This window comes from Algoriphagus formosus (assembly GCF_002807035.1).
Lineage (GTDB): Bacteria > Bacteroidota > Bacteroidia > Cytophagales > Cyclobacteriaceae > Algoriphagus > Algoriphagus formosus.
The window spans coordinates 1001952-1020893 of the sequence record NZ_NIUC01000002.1 but is presented as its reverse complement, the minus strand read 5'-3'; the positions used below and the strand labels follow the sequence as shown (position 1 = coordinate 1020893).

The window sequence follows — 18942 nt, the reverse complement described above, 5'->3', positions numbered from 1 at the left end:
TAGTCTGTCTTTTATTTAAAAATTTGGGCATTTGCCATTTCAATTCCTGAATTGAAGTTAGAAAAAATTTACAGTAGGGAGAATCAATTCGGTAGATTGCGTAGTAATTTTGTGGATTATTCATTGAATTCTTGAAGCTAAGCGAAAAGTCTCAAGCAGTTCTGGAGGTATTCCGGGAGCTTGAAGTCGAGAGTAGGGACTTTGTCCAGCAAGCAGGTTTGTCTTGTGTGGTAGGGTGTGGGAAATGCTGTGCTAATCCAAAGGTACCAGCCAGTCCTTTGGAGTTTTTGCCATTTGCCTTGGAGCTTTATGAAAATGGAGCTATCGAGTCAAATTTACGCATGCTTGATTCTCTGGGATCGGAAGGGTTTTGTCTGCTTTATCGTCCCACCTCTGAAGATGGTAGCAAAGGTTTTTGTAGCCAACATACTCACAGGGGCCTGATTTGTAGGCTTTTTTCAAGTTCTGCACGTCGCAATAAGCAGGGTGAAAAAGAATTGATCCTATGTAAGGTTCTCAAAGAAGCAAAGCCGGAAGCTTTTGCGAAAGCAAGTGCTGCCATTAAGCATGAGCTGCAGGTTCCGATGGCATCCACTTACTATTCCAAGCTTGCTGATATTGATGCTTTTCTGACTGAAACTTATCCCATCAATCAGGCCATTCGCATAGCGATTGAACTGGTCCTGCGCTATAAGTTTTATGAGGAATCTGAGACGCTTGAGGATTATTGATTTTTTTGCTCTTCTCAATTAAGTTATATTCGTCCAACGAACAATTGTTAGATTTTTGGTATGCTCAATATTTCTGAAATCACTCAGACCATCAAAAAATTGGTCGAGACTCGAATCAATCTGATCAAACAAGACATTCAGGAGGAAATCCTGACACTGACTTCCAGAATCTTTTTGCTGGTGGTGATTGGAGGATTGATGCTTTTGGTCTTGTTATTTTTGAGTTTGGCTTTGGCCTTTTTTCTGAGCAGTTATCTCGAAAGTCCATTTAGCGGCTTCTTGATCGTAGGACTACTGTTTTTGCTGATGATATTGATTCTTTACAAGGTGCGAGACTCGAAATCTTTCAAGCAAAATATCCAAAATGGGTTGAAGAATTTTATTGGAACTGCAGCTAAAAATTTTAAGTCCGATGAAGAGTGAACTGGAACGTCAAACTGAAGAGCTAGAGCAAACGCTTCAAAAGCAGCTTGAGTTACTAAAAAAGGAATCTGAGGACTGGGCCAAAGTCGGTGGAGCAGTTTTGGCTGGGGCCCTGCTGGTTATGGCAGTAGTTCAGCTTAAAAAGAAAAAGTCTTCCCGGAAAACTGATAAAGTACTAGAGGTATTGCAGCGAGAAGGGTTGCTGGACAAGGATCTTGAGAAGAAGATTACCAAGTCCGAAAAAGCTACGTTTTGGCCTGGAATCGGTCAGCGATTGCTGATAGCAGGCCTTGCATTGGCAAAAGAGAAATATCTCAAGGATTTATTCAATGCAGATCAAACAGAGACGTTCGAAAAAGGTCAGTGAGATACTGAATGATCTTAGCCTTTCCAGTAAAAGAGGGGTCGCATGGTTGATCGATCCAGATGAGTTTGATTTTGGAAAGCTTGAAGAAGAATTTTTTTGGCAGGCTTCTCAAGCTGAGTTGGATTTGATTTTTATAGGAGGTAGTCAGGGACTTACGACAGGTGTAGATGAGTTGATTTCTGCCCTTCAACAAAAGCTTCCATCAATCCCGAAGGTGATTTTCCCAGGTTCCGAACTGCAAATTAGTGATCAGGCAGATGCGCTTTTGTTTTTGAGCTTGTTGTCTGGTAGAAACCCCGAATATCTCATCGGGCAACAAGTCAAAGCAGTAGAGAAGCTTAGATCAAGTCAGTTAGAGATATTGTCTATGGCCTATTTACTAGTCAATGATGGAGATATCTGCAGTGTCCATCGAAAATCCGAAACCTTTCCTTTGTTAAATCAAAATATTGATCAGATAGTCAATACAGCGCTTGCTGGAAAGTACTTGGGGATGCGTCATTTTTATCTTGATGCTGGAAGCGGATCGGATTCGACAGTATCTCCTGAAGTGATCAAAGCAGTCAAAAGTGTTGTAAACAGGCCTTTGATAGTTGGAGGTGGCTTGGATAGCCTAGAAAAGGTTCAGCGTTGCTTCGATGCAGATGCTGATTTGATTGTGATTGGAAATCAGGCACAAAAAAACCCCGATTTTTTGATCGAGGCTTTAGATTATAAGCGGTTTTACAATGCTGCTTTACACATTGATGAGTGATTCGCGGCGACGCATTTTCCCGGCTGGTACTCCATACATCATTTTAAATCTTCTGCAGAAATAGGCAGTATCCTTGTAGCCTACCTCTTTTCCGATATCTCGAATAGATTTTTTGGTAGTTCGAAGAAGGTCTACAGCAGCTTCCATTCGCTGATACTCAATGTAGTCTTGTGGATTTATGCCCGTAAGCATTTTAAAATATTGGCCCACGTAATCTTCAGAGACATTGGCTACTTGAGCTAGCACCTTATTAGAAAGATCTCCTCCGAGATTGGTCTTGATGAATTTGAACAGTTCTATCAATCTAGGGTCTTTGAAGTAGGTCACATTGGTCGAAAGCTCTTCGACAAATAGTCTGTTTTTCAGAATATGTCTCAAAATCTCAATCACCAATGCTTCACTGAGTGCTCGAAGTGAACGCTCTTTTCCGATGGAAGTTTGCTCTACTTCCTTCATAATATCTTCTATCAAAATAGCGATTCGGTCATTGAATCGGATGATAAAGGGAGGAATATCTAAGCTATTGAAGAGGTTGACTACATCGAATACCTTTGATTCAAAGCTGACTACGGAGATGCAGTCTTCTTCAGAGTTTCTGATTTCTTTGAAGCTGACACTTTGGAGGTACTTTCGTTTGTTTTCCTGAAACTTATCCATGGAAATATCCACGTGCTTATTTCCTCCTCCTATGGTCAGTGGGGTCTTTTTTTCACCCGGGAGAAATAAGACTTCCCCTTCATTCAATAGTTCTTGATCCTCACCAAATTTGACAGTGCCATTGTGGAGAAGAATTAGCATATTATCAAATTCCTTATGGTCTGCCACGGAGAAAGGCTTCTGAACTTGGTAATTGAATCCGCGGAGGAAGCGAATATTTACCGATTCAATTAACTTATTGTAATATTCCATTAAAATATTTCATTAAATACTGATTACAAAAATAGCACTTTTCTTTTGTAAAAATTAGAGTATTTATTGAAAAGGAAAAAAAATAATAAAAAAAGGCGCAATTTTTTGAATTGCGCCTATATTCTGGTTAGTAATACTTACTTGAGAAGGTTTCTCGATATCACTATTTTTTGAATTTCTGATGTTCCTTCATATATCTGAGTGATCTTGGCATCACGCATCAAGCGCTCCACATGATACTCCTTGACATATCCATATCCTCCATGGACTTGTACAGCTTCCACTGTCACATTCATCGCAACTTCCGAAGCATAGAGTTTGGCCATAGCTGATGCATGTGCGTAGTCTTCACCCTGATCCTTGATGCATGCAGCTTTATATACCAGCATTCGGGCAGCTTCAATTTGAGTAGCCATATCCGCTAGTTTAAACTGAATAGCCTGATGCTGACTGATGGGTTTGCCAAAAGCCTTTCGCTCCTTAGAATAGGCCAGTGCTAATTCATAAGCTCCAGCAGCTATGCCTAATGCCTGTGCAGCAATACCGATACGGCCTCCATTGAGGGTTTCCATTGCAAAGGTAAAGCCAAAACCCTCGTCACCGATTCTATTTTCGATTGGGACTTTTACATCATTAAACATCAGGGAGTGCGTATCACTTCCTCGGATACCCAATTTATCTTCTTTTTTACCAATGATAAATCCTTCCCAGCCTTTTTCTACGATAAATGCTGAGATTCCTTTATGCCCTTTACTAGCGTCTGTCTGTGCGATCACTAAATAAACGCTTGCTGAGGACCCATTGGTAATCCAGTTTTTGGTCCCGTTTAGAATATAATGATCCCCTTCGAGCTTGGCTTCAGTTCGTTGTGAGGTAGCATCCGACCCTGCTTCAGGCTCAGAAAGGCAAAACGCACCAAGAATCTCTCCAGTAGCCAATGGCTTCAGATATTTCTCTTTTTGTTCTTCGGTACCGTATTTTTCCAATCCCCAGCAAACAAGCGAATTGTTGACAGACATGGACACAGAAGCTGAAGCATCGATTTTGGAGATTTCCTCCATAGCCAATACGTAAGAAAGCGTATCCATTCCGCCTCCATTATACTTAGGGTCAACCATCATTCCCATGAATCCTAATTCGCCCATTTTTTGGATTTGCTCCTTAGGAAATCGGGCTTCGGTATCTCTGTCGATGACTCCCGGTAGCAGTTCTGCTTGAGTAAATTCCCTCGCTGCATCTCTTACTGCAATATGCTCTTCAGTCAGTTCAAAATTCATTATATAATTCGGGTTTATTTTACGTGTTGAAATTTATAGTAAAAAAAGAAAAGGGGCAAAATGTTGCCCCTTTCCGAATTTTATTTTGATTTGAATCAATCTCGATTCCCAAAGAAAATAAATATATAGTATGCTAAGGTCGCTAAAGAGGCCAATGCAGCGACTACATAAGTCATGGCTGCCCACTTCAACGCGTCTTTTGACATGGCGTATTCTGAAGAAGTGACAATATTACGATTTTGGACCCAAGCCAAAGCTCGATTGGAAGCATCAAATTCTACAGGAAGCGTCACCAGAGTGAATAGGGTCATCACACCATAAGAGCCGACTACGATGTAACCGACAAACTCATAAGGAAGCCCCAAAGCAAAGCCACCAAAGAGCGAAGCAATCAACACAATATTCAAAATCTTGCCCGAAATGTTCTGCAGCGGAACCATGGCAGATCGGAAATTAAGCCAGGCATATTTGGTAGCATGTTGTACGGCGTGACCACATTCGTGAGCTGCTACGGCAGCTGCAGCGGCATTTCGACCATAATATACATCAGGGCTCAAGTTTACAGTTTTGTTCATTGGATTGTAGTGGTCTGTCAACTGACCTTCAACCGATACCACTTGCACGTCGTGGATATTATTATCCGCAAGCATAAGTTTGGCAATTTCTGCACCCGATAGATTTGCCTGAAGGGCTGTCTGAGAGTACTTTTTAAATTTGCTTTTCAGTCGATTGCTCACCACCGATCCGATGATGGCGAAGAAAACGACAATTACTATCAACAATATCATGTTCTAATTCAGTTTTTGGTTGAGTACGAAATTACGCGGATTCAGGTTTTTTCCAAGCGGGTTTTTGCAACATATAAACCCAAGAAATCAGCCCTGCAATGAGAATAAGAATCAGCTGTGTTCCGTGGATTATTGCCGCAAAGATTTTTCCGTCCTGCTCCGCTATTCCCAACTGTATCAAAATAAAGGCCACGAGTGCATGAAAGGTACCAATACCACCCTGAACTGGCGCTACCATGCCAATACTACCCATTACCATGACTAAAAGCACCTCGCCGGGAGACAAATTGGCAGTACTTGCAATCCCCATGGATACGGCATACATGGTCGAAAAATAAATAATCCAAATCAGCAATGAACTCAGCCAAAAGCCCCATGGATTGCTTAATCGACTGATTCCTTTCACCCCACCATAAATATCGCGAAGGAAACCCTGGATTTTTTGAATTAGTCCACTTTGCCGGAATCGGCGGAAGATTAAATATCCAAAGAGAACCAATACTCCAAAAGCACCAATTATCAATGGAAGATTATCCAAAATTCCTTGGAAGATTTGCTCCAAATTGACCAATTGGTTGGCTAGGCTGATAAAAAGTTGATTTTCTATTAGAAATGCCAGGAGTATAGTCCCGACTAGAAAAAGAAGATCAATGGATCGTTCGATAATGACGGTACCAAGGAGCTGGCCAAGGGAGATTCCATTGGTGCGTGTCAAAACCCCACAGCGAGCGACCTCACCAGCCCGTGGCACGACTAGGTTTGCTAGATAGCCAACCATCACTGCATGGTAAGATTCGCCGTAGGTGACCTTCTTTCCCTCAGACATATCCATCAGCAAGGTCCATCTCCAACCACGGAGCCAAAACCCGAAAAGGGATATTATCAAGGAAAAGCTAATCCAAAACCAATTACTGGTTTTTACCTGGCTCCAGAGTATTTCTACCTCGATATCTTTATACAAGAACCAAAAAATCCACACGGCTAATCCCAAAGAAATTAGCACTTGTAGGATCTGTTTGATTCTAGGGTGAAGCATCAAATCAATTGATTTTGATCATCAGGGAAGATGATGGTTGGTTTGAATTTTTTTGCTTCTTCAAAATCCATGATCCCGTAAGAAAAAATAATGATCATATCTCCCACGGCAACTCTTCTAGCAGAAGGACCATTCAGGCAAATTTTTCCGCTTCCGCGCTCACCTTTGATCACGTAGGTTTCCAATCTCTCACCATTATTGATGTTGACGATTTGGACTTTTTCATTTTCGATTAGATTGGCCGCATCCATCAAATCTTCATCGATGGTAATGGACCCTACATAATGAAGCTCCGCCTGGGTAATTTTCACCCGGTGGATTTTAGACTTCATGATTTGAATTTGCATTGGCTTTGTTTTTTTAGGCCGCAAATCTAAGCATTTACTGGTAAGTTGTCGATCAATCTCACTTTTCCAACCTCGGCGGCTACGCAAAGGGAGCTTTTTTGATTGGGGTCAAAAGCCTTCAAAATTTCGAAACTTTCCGTCCCTACCAATTCAAAATATTCCAAACTTACACCTTCAGTTTGCTTAAAATTACGGTTGACTTTTTGTTGAACTTCCAACCAACTTGTGCCATTTAAAAGTTCCTCTTTAGCCCATGATAAGGATTGAAATAAAAGCAGGGACTTTTCTCTAGAGACTGCGTCAAGCCGGCGGTTGCGGGATGACATCGCTAAGCCATCGTTTTCCCGGCGAGTAGGAACTGTTTGGATTTCGATAGGAAAAGAAAGGTCCAACACGAGCCGCTTGATGATCGCCACTTGCTGCAAGTCTTTTTGTCCGAAAAAGGCTACATGAGGTTGAATCAGATGAAAAAGCTTGGAAACAATCAGTCCCACTCCATTGAAATGCCCAGGTCGGAAGGCTCCTTCTAGCACTCGCTCCAGCGGGCCGAAGTCCAGCGTCATTTGAGATTTTTGAGGATACATGGTTTCTACAGAAGGAGTAAAAACATAATCCGCACCCTCAGTTTTCAAAAGATCCAAGTCATCATTTAGACTTTGTGGGTACTTGGCAAAGTCCTCCGGATTGTTGAATTGAGTGGGATTGACGAAAATGGAGACAACCGTCACATCGCAATTTTCTTTAGACCTTTTTACCAGGTCGAGATGGCCTTGGTGCAATGCGCCCATTGTTGGGACGAGCCCTATTCGAAAGTTTTTCTGAAGAAGTCGGAGGCGGATTTCTGACCATTCGGCTCCAGTGTAGAATACCTGCACGCTTTGGGAAATAGCTTGGGGAAGATGCCGCAAAACTAGATTAATATTCAGAAAAACAAGGCTTTTCACCCTTTTTTTATTATCTTTGCGTCGTTGTTTATCACTTTACTAAAAAAACACTTAATATGTCCAAATTACGTATCCTCTACGTTGCTAGTGAAATCAACCCTTTTCTCCAAACTTCCGAAGTAGCCCAATTCTTACGAACACTCCCTCAAGCCATGCAAGAGCGCGGTATGGAGATCCGTATTTTGGTGCCTCGATTTGGGCTTATCAATGAGCGCAAAAACCGACTTCATGAAGTAGTTAGGCTTTCAGGGATCAACATTGCCGTAGGAGAAGAAGAAAAACCACTAGTCATCAAGGTGGCTTCCATCCCTCAGGCGAAGTTGCAGGTTTATTTCATCGACAATGAGGACTACTTTCAGCGAAAGAGTGTCTTTCATGATAAGCAGCAGAAATTTTATGAAGATAACGACGAGCGTGCGATCTTCTTCTGTAAAGGCGTGATCGAAACCGTCAAAAAACTAGGTTGGGCTCCAGATATCGTACACTGTAATGATTGGATGACTTCACTCATTCCGATGTATCTGAAGACTACTTACAAAAACGAGCCTCTTTTCAAGGACACAAAATCCGTATTTGCTATCTACAACAATGGATTTTCTCATACCTTTGGCGATGATTTGTTAAACAAGGTTAAGATGGTGGACATAGATGACACGATTTTAGCACCTTTGGAAAGCAAAGATTTCGAAGGCTTTATCCGCATGGGCATGGAATATGCCGACCTAGTAGTCAAAGGCGGTGAAGTATCGAAAGATCTAAACCAACTAATCGAGGATTTCTCTAAAGACAAGAAGTTTGAAATCAGTATTGAAGAAGAGGAGCAGGCTCACGAAGAGCTCTACGATATTTACACCAATTTGGCAGGCTAAAGCATTCGCTTTTGCGCTGGTATTTACCATTTTCTTAAATTCTTGTTCTGACCCGTCTTCCGTGGGTATCGAATTAGCACCGGGAAACAACCAAGTGGGAGTTTTCTTTGTGGATTTCGAGCTACCTGCGGAAGTCGTGTTATTGGACTCTTTTAACACGACCAATCAAAGTATTTTGGTCGTAGGGGAAGAGCAGGATGATTATTTCGGTAAGACTTCCGGAATGGGTTTCACCCGTTTGTTTATCAATGCCGTGGAAAAAAGACCGGAATCTGAGGCTATTTTAGACTCCATGTTCTTCAACCTGGATGTGGTATCTGTCAATGGACAGGGTTTAGAAGACCCAAAATTCTACAGCATCCACCGGCTGACCGAGCAGCTCCAAGATACACTCTATTACAATTTCAATGAGTTGAGCTTTGAAGAGAATCCAATAGCTAGCTCTGAGATTGAATTTGGTGAAACCAAGGATACGACTTTGATGATCCCTGTGACTGAAGCTTTCGCAGAAGAGCTCTTCGGTAAAATGAAGCGTGGCACAGAGTTCAACAATCTTTTTACTTTCCGTGAGTATTTTCCTGGAGTAGCCATCAAGGCGCGTGAAGGTGATAATACAACCATCGGTGTCAATTTGGGATTTGAAACAGGCATCACCACCTTCTTTCACTACCCGGGAGATACGGTAGCGACTACTTATGAGATCAGTACCGCTTCTTCAAGAAGCTTCAATTCTGTGAAAAGTGATCGATCTGGGACTCCCACAGCTGTAGTAACTGAAAACCAAGTTGCATACAAGACAGGTGATTTATCTGGAATGAAATCCAATTTGGGTATGGCTATCAAGATCAACACTGATCCTGTGGATGAGTTTTTAGATACTCTCTCAGGCGTGATCTTTAAGCAAGTTGTTTTTGAGTTGGGTGAAATTGAATCAGTTCCTGATGGCCAAAATCCTCCTTCAAGCTTTGTCGCTTACTTTACTGATGATACGAATGAAATTTTGACCAGATCGGATGGTCAACCGATAACGGTTCAGCGAGATGGGTTACCTCAGACTGAAGAGGATGAGAGCGGGCAAATTCTACCCTCATTCAATGCTCCTGCCATCGCTAGGTATAATCAAAATGAAAATATTTATCGATTAGGAATCACTTCTTATTTGAATGCGGTTTTTAGGGGTGAAATTTTGAACAGGGATTGGTTATTGTACGGCAACTCTCCTGAGACTACTGGTGATGACTTTAAACGCTCGTTTAGACAGTTTAAGGTTAGGGATAACAATATAAAAGTCAGAGTGATTTACTCGAAAATTCGATAAGCAATCGTTTTCGAAAAAGTAATTAGAATCCACTTTCAAATTTTAAGAAAGTGGATTCTTTTTTTTGGCATGAAAGCTGTTTCTTTGTGGAAGTTCAATTTACCTTAAATTATTTTTCAATATGTGCGGAATTGTAGCGTATGTGGGGCAGCAGGAAGCTTTGCCCATCATTATCAAAGGACTCAAGCGTTTGGAATACCGAGGATACGACAGTGCCGGAGTAGCCCTGTTGGATCAAAAAGGCCTGAGTATTTACAAAAAGAAAGGAAAAGTCTCTGAACTGGAAAAGCATCTTGAATCGAATGGAGCTATCCAGTCTAAAATAGGAATCGGGCATACCCGTTGGGCTACTCATGGAGAGCCTAATGATGTCAATGCACACCCCCATTATTCTTCTTCGGAGAAACTAGCCATGATCCATAATGGGATCATAGAAAACTACGAGGTCCTAAAGAAAGACCTTCTCCAAAAAGGCTATACTTTTCAGTCCGAAACGGACACGGAAGTTTTTATCAAGTTTATCGAAGATATTCAAAAACACAATCAGTGTTCGCTTGAAGAGGCATTACGACTTGCCCTTCATAAAGTAGTCGGTGCTTATGCTATCGTTTTGATTAATCTGGAAGAACCGGATACCTTGATAGCGGCCAGAAAGGGTTCCCCTCTCGTGATAGGAGTGGGAGAGGATGAATACTTTTTGGCATCTGATGCTACCCCCATCATTGAATACACCAATAAGGTGGTGTATCTGGATGACTACGAAATTGCAGTGATCCGAAATGGACGTCTTCAGGTCAAGACAATTGAAAATGTGGAGACCAATCCTTACATCAATCAGCTGGAAATGGAGCTTGAGGCTATCGAAAAAGGTGGCTATGAGCATTTCATGATGAAGGAAATCTATGAGCAGCCGAAGTCCATCGCTGACTGTCTTCGAGGACGATTGGATGCAAAGTCAGGCCGTTTAGTTTTGGGCGGTTTGCGTGATTACATGAATAAATTCCAGAATGCCGAACGAATCATAATCACGGCTTGCGGAACTTCTTGGCACGCAGGGCTAGTCGCTGAGTATTTATTTGAGGAATTTGCCCGGGTCCCGGTCGAAGTAGAATATGCTTCGGAATTCCGATACCGAAACCCGGTGATCAATGATCGAGATTTTGTGATTGCGATCTCCCAATCCGGAGAGACAGCTGATACCTTAGCAGCTATTGAGCTTGCCAAGTCCAAAGGAGCTACCATTTTTGGTGTATGTAATGTGGTGGGATCTTCCATCCCCCGGGCGACGCATGCTGGTTCTTACACTCACGCAGGACCAGAAATTGGTGTGGCTTCGACCAAAGCATTTACTGCTCAGATTTCAGTCTTGGCGATGATGGCGCTTAAGTTGGGCTATCAGCGTGGTACTTTGCCTGAAGGACGCTATATCCAGTTGCTTCATGAGCTAGAAGCCATTCCTTCTAAGGTAGAAAAGGCATTGGAATCCAATAAGCAAATTGAGTACATCGCCTCAGAATACAAAGATGTACGAAATGCCCTTTATCTAGGCCGTGGATATAATTTTCCGGTTGCTCTGGAAGGTGCTTTGAAGTTGAAGGAGATTTCTTATATCCATGCGGAAGGCTATCCAGCTGCAGAGATGAAGCATGGTCCGATCGCCTTGATTGATGAAGAAATGCCTGTAATTTTTATTGCTACGCAGGATAGCTCTTATGAAAAGGTAGTCTCTAATATTCAGGAGGTGAAGGCCAGAAAAGGAAAGGTCATCGCAGTAGTCACTGAGGGAGATACACAGGTGCGGGGTATGGCAGATCACGTGATTGAAATTCCTGAAACCCACGAAGCTTTTGCGCCACTAGTCGCCGTTGTGCCACTACAACTGCTCTCTTATCATATAGCCGTGATGCGTGGTTGTAATGTGGATCAGCCGAGAAATTTGGCGAAATCTGTTACAGTCGAATAAGAAATAAGGCTCCAAATCAACGGAGCCTTAATTTTTTTCATCGCAAGCTCTTGAGGAAAAGCTGGTGACTCCTGAATTAATGGCATTGCACTCATTGCTGTAGGTTTTTCCATCACAACCGCAGACAGGTTCATAGAGGGTAATGCACGCTGCATCTAGGTTGATTTTAGACCGATCGATACAATCATGAATTTGGGTGTCCTCCGAGCAATTTGCTAGAAGTAAAACAAGAAAAATAAAGCTAGCATTCTGGAATACCTTCATATGAGTCAATCTATGGTGCTGGAACGAAAAGGAGTTCGAAAATGATACATCTGGAATATTGTCTCTTCTTCCCAAGCGAGAATTAATCCTTACTTTTGCAAAGCGAAGAAAAAACCATGCTAGATAAATTACAGGCCCTAAAAGAGAGATTTGAAGAAGTTGGACAACTCATCATCCTGCCCGAATCCATGTCGGATATGAGTAAGTATGCCAAGCTCACCAAGGAGTATAAAGACCTTGAAAAGGTAGTGGAAGCATATGACGAGTACAAGTTGATTCTTCAAAATATTGATAGCTCAAAGGAGATTTTAGAAAAGGAAAAAGATCCTGATTTTCGCGAAATGGCCAAATCTGAGCTGGATGAATTGCGAGAGCGTAAGGATTCGATGGAAGAGCATCTCAAGCAACTCTTGATTCCTAAAGATCCCAACGATTCTAAGGACTGTATTTTAGAAATCCGAGGTGGTACAGGAGGCGATGAGGCAGCGATTTTTGCAGGCGACTTATTCAGAATGTATCAGCGATTCTGTGAGATGCAAGGGTGGAAGTTGACCGTTTTAGATTTGACTTTTGGCTCTGCAGGAGGCTACAAAGAGATCATTGCTACGGTATCCGGGGCAGATGTGTATGGCATGCTCAAATATGAATCCGGAGTACATCGAGTGCAGCGTGTGCCGGCTACAGAATCTCAGGGTCGGGTACATACCTCTGCCGCTTCAGTGGCCGTGCTACCTGAAATGGATGAAGTTGAGGTTCATCTCGATATGAATGATATTCGGAAGGATACCTACTGCTCCTCCGGTCCAGGTGGCCAGTCTGTCAATACTACCTATTCGGCGGTTCGATTGACCCACAATCCCACAGGATTGGTGGTGACCTGTCAGGATGAAAAGTCTCAAATCAAAAACTTTGAGAAAGCGCTGAAGGTCCTTCGATCCAGACTATATGAGATCGAACTAGCCAAGCACAATGAATCCGTGGGAGCGCAGCGTAAATCCATGGTAGGTAGTGGAGATCGATCAGATAAAATCCGAACCTATAACTATCCCCAGTCTCGGGTGACTGATCACCGAATCAACAAGACCGTCTATAATCTCCCCGAAGTGATGGATGGGAATATTGAAGAGTTTATTTCTGCCTTGCGCTTGGCAGAAAACCTTGAGAAAATGCAAAACTCTGGTCTGGAAGAATAAATTGACCTTTTGCGTAAAACTGGGGCTATTTTTGTAGATTGCTTGGATAGGGAGTTATATTCCCTGATTGTTAGGAATTGCTGTTATGATACTTGCAGGAGAAAAAGAAATTAAGCTGGTAACGTGGAATGAAAATCACTTCCACCAATTATATCCTTTGGCTAATAATCCCAAAATAGCGATGAATTTGCGGGACAGTTTCCCGCAACCATATACCATCCATGATGCCCGTCACTGGATTGAGCATAATCAAAAATTTAATCCCCCGCAAAACTTCGCGATCGAATTCGAGGGCAAGTTAGCTGGAGCTATAGGTTCGGAGCGAGGCAAAGATGAATTACGAACAAACGTGGAATTGGGGTTCTGGGTAGGAGAGCCTTTTTGGGGAAAAGGAATTGCTACCGAAGCAGTTAGACTTTATACCGATTACCTTTTTGAGCGCTTTGATATTCAGCGGGTTTTTGCCCAGGTTTTTGATTACAATGGAGAGTCTATGAATGTGCTAGAAAAGGCAGGCTATGTTCCCGAAGCCATATTGAAAAAGGCCTACGTTAAAAGAGGAACCGTAGGAGACCTTTTTCAATATGTAAAAATCAGAGGGGAAGAGTGATGTTTAGTAGCCAGTATTTAGTAGCAAATATCAAGTGTTAAGGGTACTCTTTGAATTTTGGTTTTTCGTTTTCTAAGCTTTTTCAAGTGCCTCAGAGATATCCCAAATTAGGTCTTCAAAATATTCCACCCCGATAGAAAGCCTGACTAGGTTTTCAGAAATACCAATTTCTGCCCGGTCTCCTTCATCTACATCACTGTGAGTCATGGTGGCCGGATGTTCTGCAAGAGACTCGGTACTACCTAGTGAAACTGCTAGTTTGAAGAGTTTGAGGTTGTCTAGGAATCGGAAAGCCGCTTCTTCTCCTCCCTCTATGTCAAAAGAGACCATTGCACCTGCTGAGGACAGCTGATGCTTAAAAATCTCATATTGAGGGTCACCTTCTTCTAAATGTCCTAAATAGTAAACCTTACTTACTTTTGGATGATTTTTAAGGAAATCGGCTACTTTTTCGGCATTTATTGCCTGCTGTGTCATTCTTACTTTCAGCGTTTCTAGGCTTCTCATCAATAACCAACCGGTCCATGGCCCTGCCATATTTCCCAAAAAAGTCCGGAGCGTTCGTACTCGTTGCATTAATTCAGATCGCCCAAGGACAGCACCGGCTATCAAGTCCGAATGCCCTCCAATATATTTGGTCGCTGAATAAACTACCAAATCAGCTCCTAACTTCAGAGGATGTTGCCAAAGAGGCCCCATATAGGTATTGTCTACTACGACATAAACTTGATTTTCTGGGGTACTTAGCCGGTCAGCTACCTTTTTGCAAAGGGTCAGATCGAAAAGGGCATTGGTAGGGTTAGCGGGAGTTTCGATGTAAATCAGTTTCACATTTTTCCCTTGAGCTATGGATATCAAAGTTTCCTCATCCATGGCGTTGGTAAAACCTACACCTTCAATCCCGTATTGAGGCAAGACTTTGTTGATAAAGTGATCCGTTCCTCCATAGACAGGTTTACTATATAGCAAAGCATCCCCAGGTCTCAAAAACTCTAGTAAAACAGTCGAAATCGCAGACATGCCACTTTCGAAAACAGCGCATTCATCTGCACCATCCCATAGTGTCAGCCGTTCCTCCAGAATTTGAAGGTCTGGATTATTCAGTCTGGAGTAGATTAGGCCCGGTTGTTCCTCTGGTGATTTTTCTCTTTTTCCATAGGCGATTTCAAAAAACTCTTTTCCTTCTTTTGCACTTTTGAAAACGAAGGTGGATGTCTGGAAAATGGGACATTTGACAGCTCCTTCTGACCATTCTGGCTTGTAGCCATACGACATCATCAAACTCTCTGGGGCAAGTGAATGCATAAAATTTGGGTTTATATTCTTCTCAAATCATCAAAAAATTTTCGGAATTCCCAAATGAAAAAACCTAATATAATTTGGATTAATTATATGATACGGTATGATATTTTAAAAATATAGAATAAAAAAGATATAATTTTACAATCGCCAAATAAAATTTGGTTCTCTCGAAAAAATAAGTCAAGTGAAAAAATTCTATGTGGTGAGAATTTTTTTCTATTGAACAAGAATTTTTCTGACTACCAGTTCAGCAGACCCCGTCATTCGGATAAAATACAATCCCGGCCGAAGATCTTTAATTTCGATCCGTTTTTGTCCCTTATTGATTGGAAGCATTTCAATGGATTTTCCATTGGGATCAAAAATATCAATTGAATTCCACTGGTCTAAAAATTCTGCCTCAATGAACACTCTTCCTGTGGATGGATTTGGGAAGACTTTCAATCCTTTGATATCAGGTGAAGGCTCCAATGATGTCACTAGACTGACAATGACAGGCAAGCTCCTCTCTGGTCCAAACCCACATGCATTTTGGGCAGCTACTGTCAGGCTATATTCCCCCTCTTCCACCCAGGATACTTCTACTCTGTTGGTCCCCTGACCGTTCAAAATCCTTCCTTCACCTTCTATTTGCCATTGGAAATTAAAGTTGGGCTGATTTTGAACCTCATAAAAGTAATTTCCCGGAGCCAAGATACTTTCGCCTTGAATTTCGCCAGGTTGGCTAGGGCTTGCGATCACTTGAATAGGAAGAAGGACTGGATCAATGGTACCACAGCTATTTTCGGGTGTAGCAGTCAGTGTAGTTTGGCCAGCTTGTGTCCACTCTACCTCAACCTCGGCAGTCCCTTGTCCTGAGATGATGGTACCACCTGCTGCATTCCAGGTATAAGTTACACCTTCTAGTGCCGGGACTGCGTAAGTCTCTGTTTGATCCACGCAGGTAGTTCCTTCTCCCTGGATTTGAAGATTTTGAGGTGGGATATCAGAGACAATTACCTCCATGTATGAGGTTTCTCCAGATCCACAGAAATTCTGGCGACTGACGAAGACCCCTTTTCTACCCGGATCAGTCCATTCCACTTCGATTTCGGAAGTGCCTTGACCTGAAATGATATTGCCTCCGTCTACACGCCAGGTGATTTCTGATCCAGGTGCAGGGGAATCAGCAATTGTGTATGTTTTCATTTCCAGACAAGTAAAGCTAGGACCTGAAATTTCTGCCAATCCTCCAGAAGGTGGTACACAATCGTATCCAATAACAACCCCATCCTTCCCCACTGCAAATGCTTTATTGGGATTCACTGATTGGATTGCATGCAAATCTCTTTTTGTTTTTGAATCGAATTCGGTCCATGACTCACCGCCATCGACGCTGATCAGAAATAGGCCTTCTTTTCCTACAATAAAACCTGTTTTATCATCAAAAAAATCAACTCCTAAAAAGTTTATTTCATACTCAGTCGGTATCTTTTTCCAAGACCTGCCTAGGTCCTCTGTTTTTAAAATGGTCCCTTTTTCACCAACCACAATTGCAGTTGAATCGCTCAGTTGTGATGTGAAGTAAAGATCATTCTCTGTTCCAGATTCGATTCTTGGCCAATCTGAGCCATTATTAGAAATACTGATGTAGCCACCCTCTCCTACCGTCATGGCGTTTTGAAGATCAAAACCTAAAAGGTCATTTATATCTTGGTCGGTATCGGTGGTTTCCTGCTGAAAAAGTTCCCAGGAGTTGCCGCTAGTGCCAGAAGAACGCACAATCAGGCCAGATTGTCCCGACAGATAGGGGAATTCGGGAAGGAATAAATGAATTCCTTTCAGAGAATGATTTGTTTGGATCGGAAGTGGCGTCCATGATTGTCCACCATTGGACGTTCTATAAATGTTACCGTTTTCTCCAGCAACAAAACCGTAATTTCCGTTCCAAAAATCAGCGGTAAGAATTGAGATTTTATCCGGAATGGGCCTTTCAATTACTGATCTAAATGCATTGGTGGTTACGAAAAACTTCCCTTCAGTTCCTGCAGCTATCGCAAAGGTGTTGGATAGAAATTCCAGAGTATAAAAATCTACACGATTACCCAAAAGTTTTAATGCCCAAGAGTTTCCAGCATTAGTAGATGTGATGGAATATCCATCTTGACCGACAGCGTAAATCGTGTTTTCATCTGGTTTGAAGCCTAGTTCCTTAATTGTTCTTTCATTGCCTTGGGCAGGCAGGTTGATTTTTGAAAAACTTGTTCCCGAATTAACAGACCTAAATAATGCATTATTAGCTCCCGCGACATTAATTATCCTTTCATCCAATTCTCCGATGCTTAGGCTGTAAAAATCTACAGCCTCGGACGTTTGAATACTAGTCCATGTTTTACCAGTATCAAGGGAATGGATAATAGTTCCTGCTTCCCCTGCCGCGTAAACTTTACCCGAAGCTGAGATTTTTATGCTCTTTAAATTCTCAGAGGTGGCTACTGAGGTGATTTCCCATGTTTCACCCATATCCTTGGATTGGGCAACAAGTCCCTGATCTCCAGCTAAAACTCCAAGCCCACTACTCGAGAAATCCACTTCATTGAGGTTTGAGCTTAAATTGGAATCCACTTCTACCCAGGTTTTTCCTTCATCAGTTGATTTAATTATTAAACCATCAGCTCCAACAGCAATTGCCTCCGTTTCATTAATTTGTGAAACACTAAAAATATCCTTTGTAGTACCGGAGTCAGACGACTCCCAAGTTTTCCCCCCATCCCAAGAGTAATAAATTTGACCTTGTTCACCGACCGCAATTCCGGTATTCTCGCTAAGAAATGTCAAATCAAAAAACCTGAAATCAAAATTTCTAGGAACTTCCTGCCAGCTTTCTCCTCCATCTTCTGTGACTGCAATAATTTGCTCACCTACAATAACTCCATGAAGATTAGATGTCCAATGTATTGACTCAAAGTCTAAGCCCCAGCTTTGTAATTGCGAAAAGGTTTGTCCCTTTGCAAAGCTGGAGAACATAAATATGGTAAAAATAAAGAGTAGGTATTTTCTCATCATTTGCTTTGAATACAAACAAATTTAAGTGAATTCCGCACTTGTCAAAGTTCAATTTTGAATGCCTAAATTAAGGCTTTCCTATCATTTATTAGGATTGATTAGTAGATTTAGCAAAAGCAAACCAAATAATAGATATGACTCGGAATCTGACTCTTATTTTCCTTATCACCATTTTGGCTTCTTGTGGAGGGGGCGAGCGAGTTTCCAAAGAAGTCTTTGAGGAAGTAAACCAAGCCATGGAAGTGAAAAAGCTAAATGAAGCTGAAATACTCGAACAAGCCATGATATGGGGGGATTCAATCAGCTTGGAGGCTCAGAAGCAACTCATGGGAAGCCTTCAGAAAGCCATTGCCGAGAAAGGAGTACCTGGAGCTATTGAGTTTTGTAATGTTCAAGCCCTTCCTATTTTGAAAGAAGTAGGGGACAAATACGGAGTGGAGGTACGAAGAGCTTCTAATCGCTATCGAAATCCTGCAGACCAGCCTACTGAAATGGAGTTGCGCTATCTGGAAACCTACGAGTATGATGTGGAAAACGGAAATGAATTGGCACCTAATCTCCAAAAACTAAATGGAGGTGAGGAGTTGCTTTACACTAAAGCGATTGTAATTCCCGGGGGACTTTGCTTGAATTGCCATGGTGAACCGGGCAAGGAAATCAGTGAAGAGACCTTACAGAAGTTAAATGAGCTATACCCTGAGGATAAAGCAAAAGGGCATCAAATCGGAGATCTTCGCGGGATGTGGTCCATCAAGATTCCCAAAAAAGAAGTCGTAAAAAGGATGTAATTGAGATCAAATGG

The 18942-nt window shown here is 42.1% G+C and carries 19 protein-coding genes; 10 read left to right on the top strand and 9 right to left on the bottom strand.

Going from position 1 to position 18942, the window contains the following annotated elements:
• Window positions 1–131 precede the first annotated feature (131 nt).
• Genes CDH51_RS10605 through CDH51_RS10590 form a run of 4 tightly spaced genes read left to right on the top strand, consistent with a single transcriptional unit; the run spans window position 132 to window position 2275 of the window.
• Window positions 132–731 (top strand): YkgJ family cysteine cluster protein, encoded by a 600-nt coding sequence (locus CDH51_RS10605; protein WP_100628551.1) that lies wholly within the window; start codon window positions 132–134, stop codon window positions 729–731.
• A 60-nt stretch (window positions 732–791) separates the two neighbouring features.
• The gene (locus tag CDH51_RS10600) at window positions 792–1154 is read left to right on the top strand and encodes a phage holin family protein (protein WP_081701412.1); all 363 of its coding nucleotides are present in this window, start codon (window positions 792–794) and stop codon (window positions 1152–1154) included.
• Window positions 1144–1521 (top strand): hypothetical protein, encoded by a 378-nt coding sequence (locus CDH51_RS10595; protein WP_100628550.1) that lies wholly within the window; start codon window positions 1144–1146, stop codon window positions 1519–1521. The genes CDH51_RS10600 and CDH51_RS10595 overlap by 11 nt, the downstream gene beginning before the upstream one ends.
• Complete coding sequence (locus tag CDH51_RS10590) at window positions 1484–2275, top strand: geranylgeranylglyceryl/heptaprenylglyceryl phosphate synthase (protein ID WP_100628549.1); 792 nt, start codon at window positions 1484–1486, stop codon at window positions 2273–2275. The genes CDH51_RS10595 and CDH51_RS10590 overlap by 38 nt, the downstream gene beginning before the upstream one ends.
• Here CDH51_RS10590 and CDH51_RS10585 read toward each other — a convergent pair.
• The 6 genes from CDH51_RS10585 to panC all read right to left on the bottom strand — a co-directional run bounded on the left by CDH51_RS10585 (window position 2258) and on the right by panC (window position 7576).
• Complete coding sequence (locus CDH51_RS10585) at window positions 2258–3184, bottom strand: AraC family transcriptional regulator (protein WP_100628548.1); 927 nt, start codon at window positions 3182–3184, stop codon at window positions 2258–2260. The two genes, CDH51_RS10590 and CDH51_RS10585, sit on opposite strands and share 18 nt — an antisense overlap.
• A gap of 137 nt (window positions 3185–3321) precedes the next feature.
• Window positions 3322–4461, bottom strand: a complete 1140-nt coding sequence (locus tag CDH51_RS10580) for an acyl-CoA dehydrogenase (protein WP_100628547.1) — start codon at window positions 4459–4461, stop codon at window positions 3322–3324.
• A 95-nt stretch (window positions 4462–4556) separates the two neighbouring features.
• Window positions 4557–5249 carry a zinc metallopeptidase gene (locus tag CDH51_RS10575; protein WP_394335570.1) on the bottom strand — a complete coding sequence of 231 codons (693 nt, stop codon included), beginning with the start codon at window positions 5247–5249 and terminating at the stop codon, window positions 4557–4559.
• Window positions 5250–5280: 31 nt separating this feature from the next.
• Complete coding sequence (locus tag CDH51_RS10570) at window positions 5281–6285, bottom strand: lysylphosphatidylglycerol synthase transmembrane domain-containing protein (protein ID WP_100628546.1); 1005 nt, start codon at window positions 6283–6285, stop codon at window positions 5281–5283.
• A complete protein-coding gene (panD, locus tag CDH51_RS10565) occupies window positions 6285–6632 on the bottom strand; it encodes an aspartate 1-decarboxylase (RefSeq protein WP_026946329.1) in 348 nt (115 codons plus the stop codon). Before panD ends, CDH51_RS10570 begins: the two co-directional genes overlap by 1 nt.
• A 26-nt stretch (window positions 6633–6658) precedes the next feature.
• On the bottom strand, window positions 6659–7576 hold the full coding sequence (panC, locus tag CDH51_RS10560) for a pantoate--beta-alanine ligase (protein ID WP_232724795.1): 918 nt from the start codon (window positions 7574–7576) through the stop codon (window positions 6659–6661).
• A 56-nt stretch (window positions 7577–7632) separates the two neighbouring features.
• On the opposite strand from panC, the gene CDH51_RS10555 reads away from it, so the two are divergent.
• The 3 genes from CDH51_RS10555 to glmS all read left to right on the top strand — a co-directional run bounded on the left by CDH51_RS10555 (window position 7633) and on the right by glmS (window position 11726).
• On the top strand, window positions 7633–8445 hold the full coding sequence (locus tag CDH51_RS10555) for a glycogen/starch synthase (RefSeq protein ID WP_026946331.1): 813 nt from the start codon (window positions 7633–7635) through the stop codon (window positions 8443–8445).
• A 61-nt stretch (window positions 8446–8506) separates the two neighbouring features.
• Window positions 8507–9763, top strand: coding sequence for a DUF4270 family protein (locus tag CDH51_RS10550; RefSeq protein WP_157807085.1), 1257 nt, complete (start codon window positions 8507–8509; stop codon window positions 9761–9763).
• 121 nt (window positions 9764–9884) lie between these two features.
• Window positions 9885–11726, top strand: coding sequence for a glutamine--fructose-6-phosphate transaminase (isomerizing) (gene glmS, locus CDH51_RS10545; protein ID WP_100628544.1), 1842 nt, complete (start codon window positions 9885–9887; stop codon window positions 11724–11726).
• Between the two features lie 27 nt (window positions 11727–11753).
• Here glmS and CDH51_RS10540 read toward each other — a convergent pair whose 3' ends face one another.
• Window positions 11754–11990, bottom strand: coding sequence for a Kazal-type serine protease inhibitor domain-containing protein (locus CDH51_RS10540; RefSeq protein WP_100628543.1), 237 nt, complete (start codon window positions 11988–11990; stop codon window positions 11754–11756).
• A 116-nt stretch (window positions 11991–12106) separates the two neighbouring features.
• Here CDH51_RS10540 and prfA point away from each other — a divergent pair, with 116 nt between their 5' ends.
• Window positions 12107–13183 carry a peptide chain release factor 1 gene (prfA, locus tag CDH51_RS10535; RefSeq protein WP_024284366.1) on the top strand — a complete coding sequence of 359 codons (1077 nt, stop codon included), beginning with the start codon at window positions 12107–12109 and terminating at the stop codon, window positions 13181–13183.
• A gap of 85 nt (window positions 13184–13268) precedes the next feature.
• Window positions 13269–13793 (top strand): GNAT family N-acetyltransferase, encoded by a 525-nt coding sequence (locus CDH51_RS10530; RefSeq protein ID WP_024284367.1) that lies wholly within the window; start codon window positions 13269–13271, stop codon window positions 13791–13793.
• A gap of 72 nt (window positions 13794–13865) precedes the next feature.
• Here the strand turns inward: CDH51_RS10530 and CDH51_RS10525 are convergent, their stop codons facing one another.
• Window positions 13866–15098: a cystathionine gamma-synthase family protein gene (locus tag CDH51_RS10525; RefSeq protein WP_100628542.1), complete on the bottom strand. Its 1233-nt coding sequence runs from the start codon at window positions 15096–15098 to the stop codon at window positions 13866–13868.
• Window positions 15099–15311: 213 nt separating this feature from the next.
• Complete coding sequence (locus CDH51_RS10520) at window positions 15312–18140, bottom strand: YCF48-related protein (RefSeq protein WP_100628541.1); 2829 nt, start codon at window positions 18138–18140, stop codon at window positions 15312–15314.
• A 134-nt stretch (window positions 18141–18274) separates the two neighbouring features.
• On the opposite strand from CDH51_RS10520, the gene CDH51_RS10515 reads away from it, so the two are divergent.
• Window positions 18275–18928, top strand: a complete 654-nt coding sequence (locus tag CDH51_RS10515; RefSeq protein WP_100628540.1) for a Tll0287-like domain-containing protein — start codon at window positions 18275–18277, stop codon at window positions 18926–18928.
• The last annotated feature ends 14 nt before the right edge of the window (window positions 18929–18942 follow it).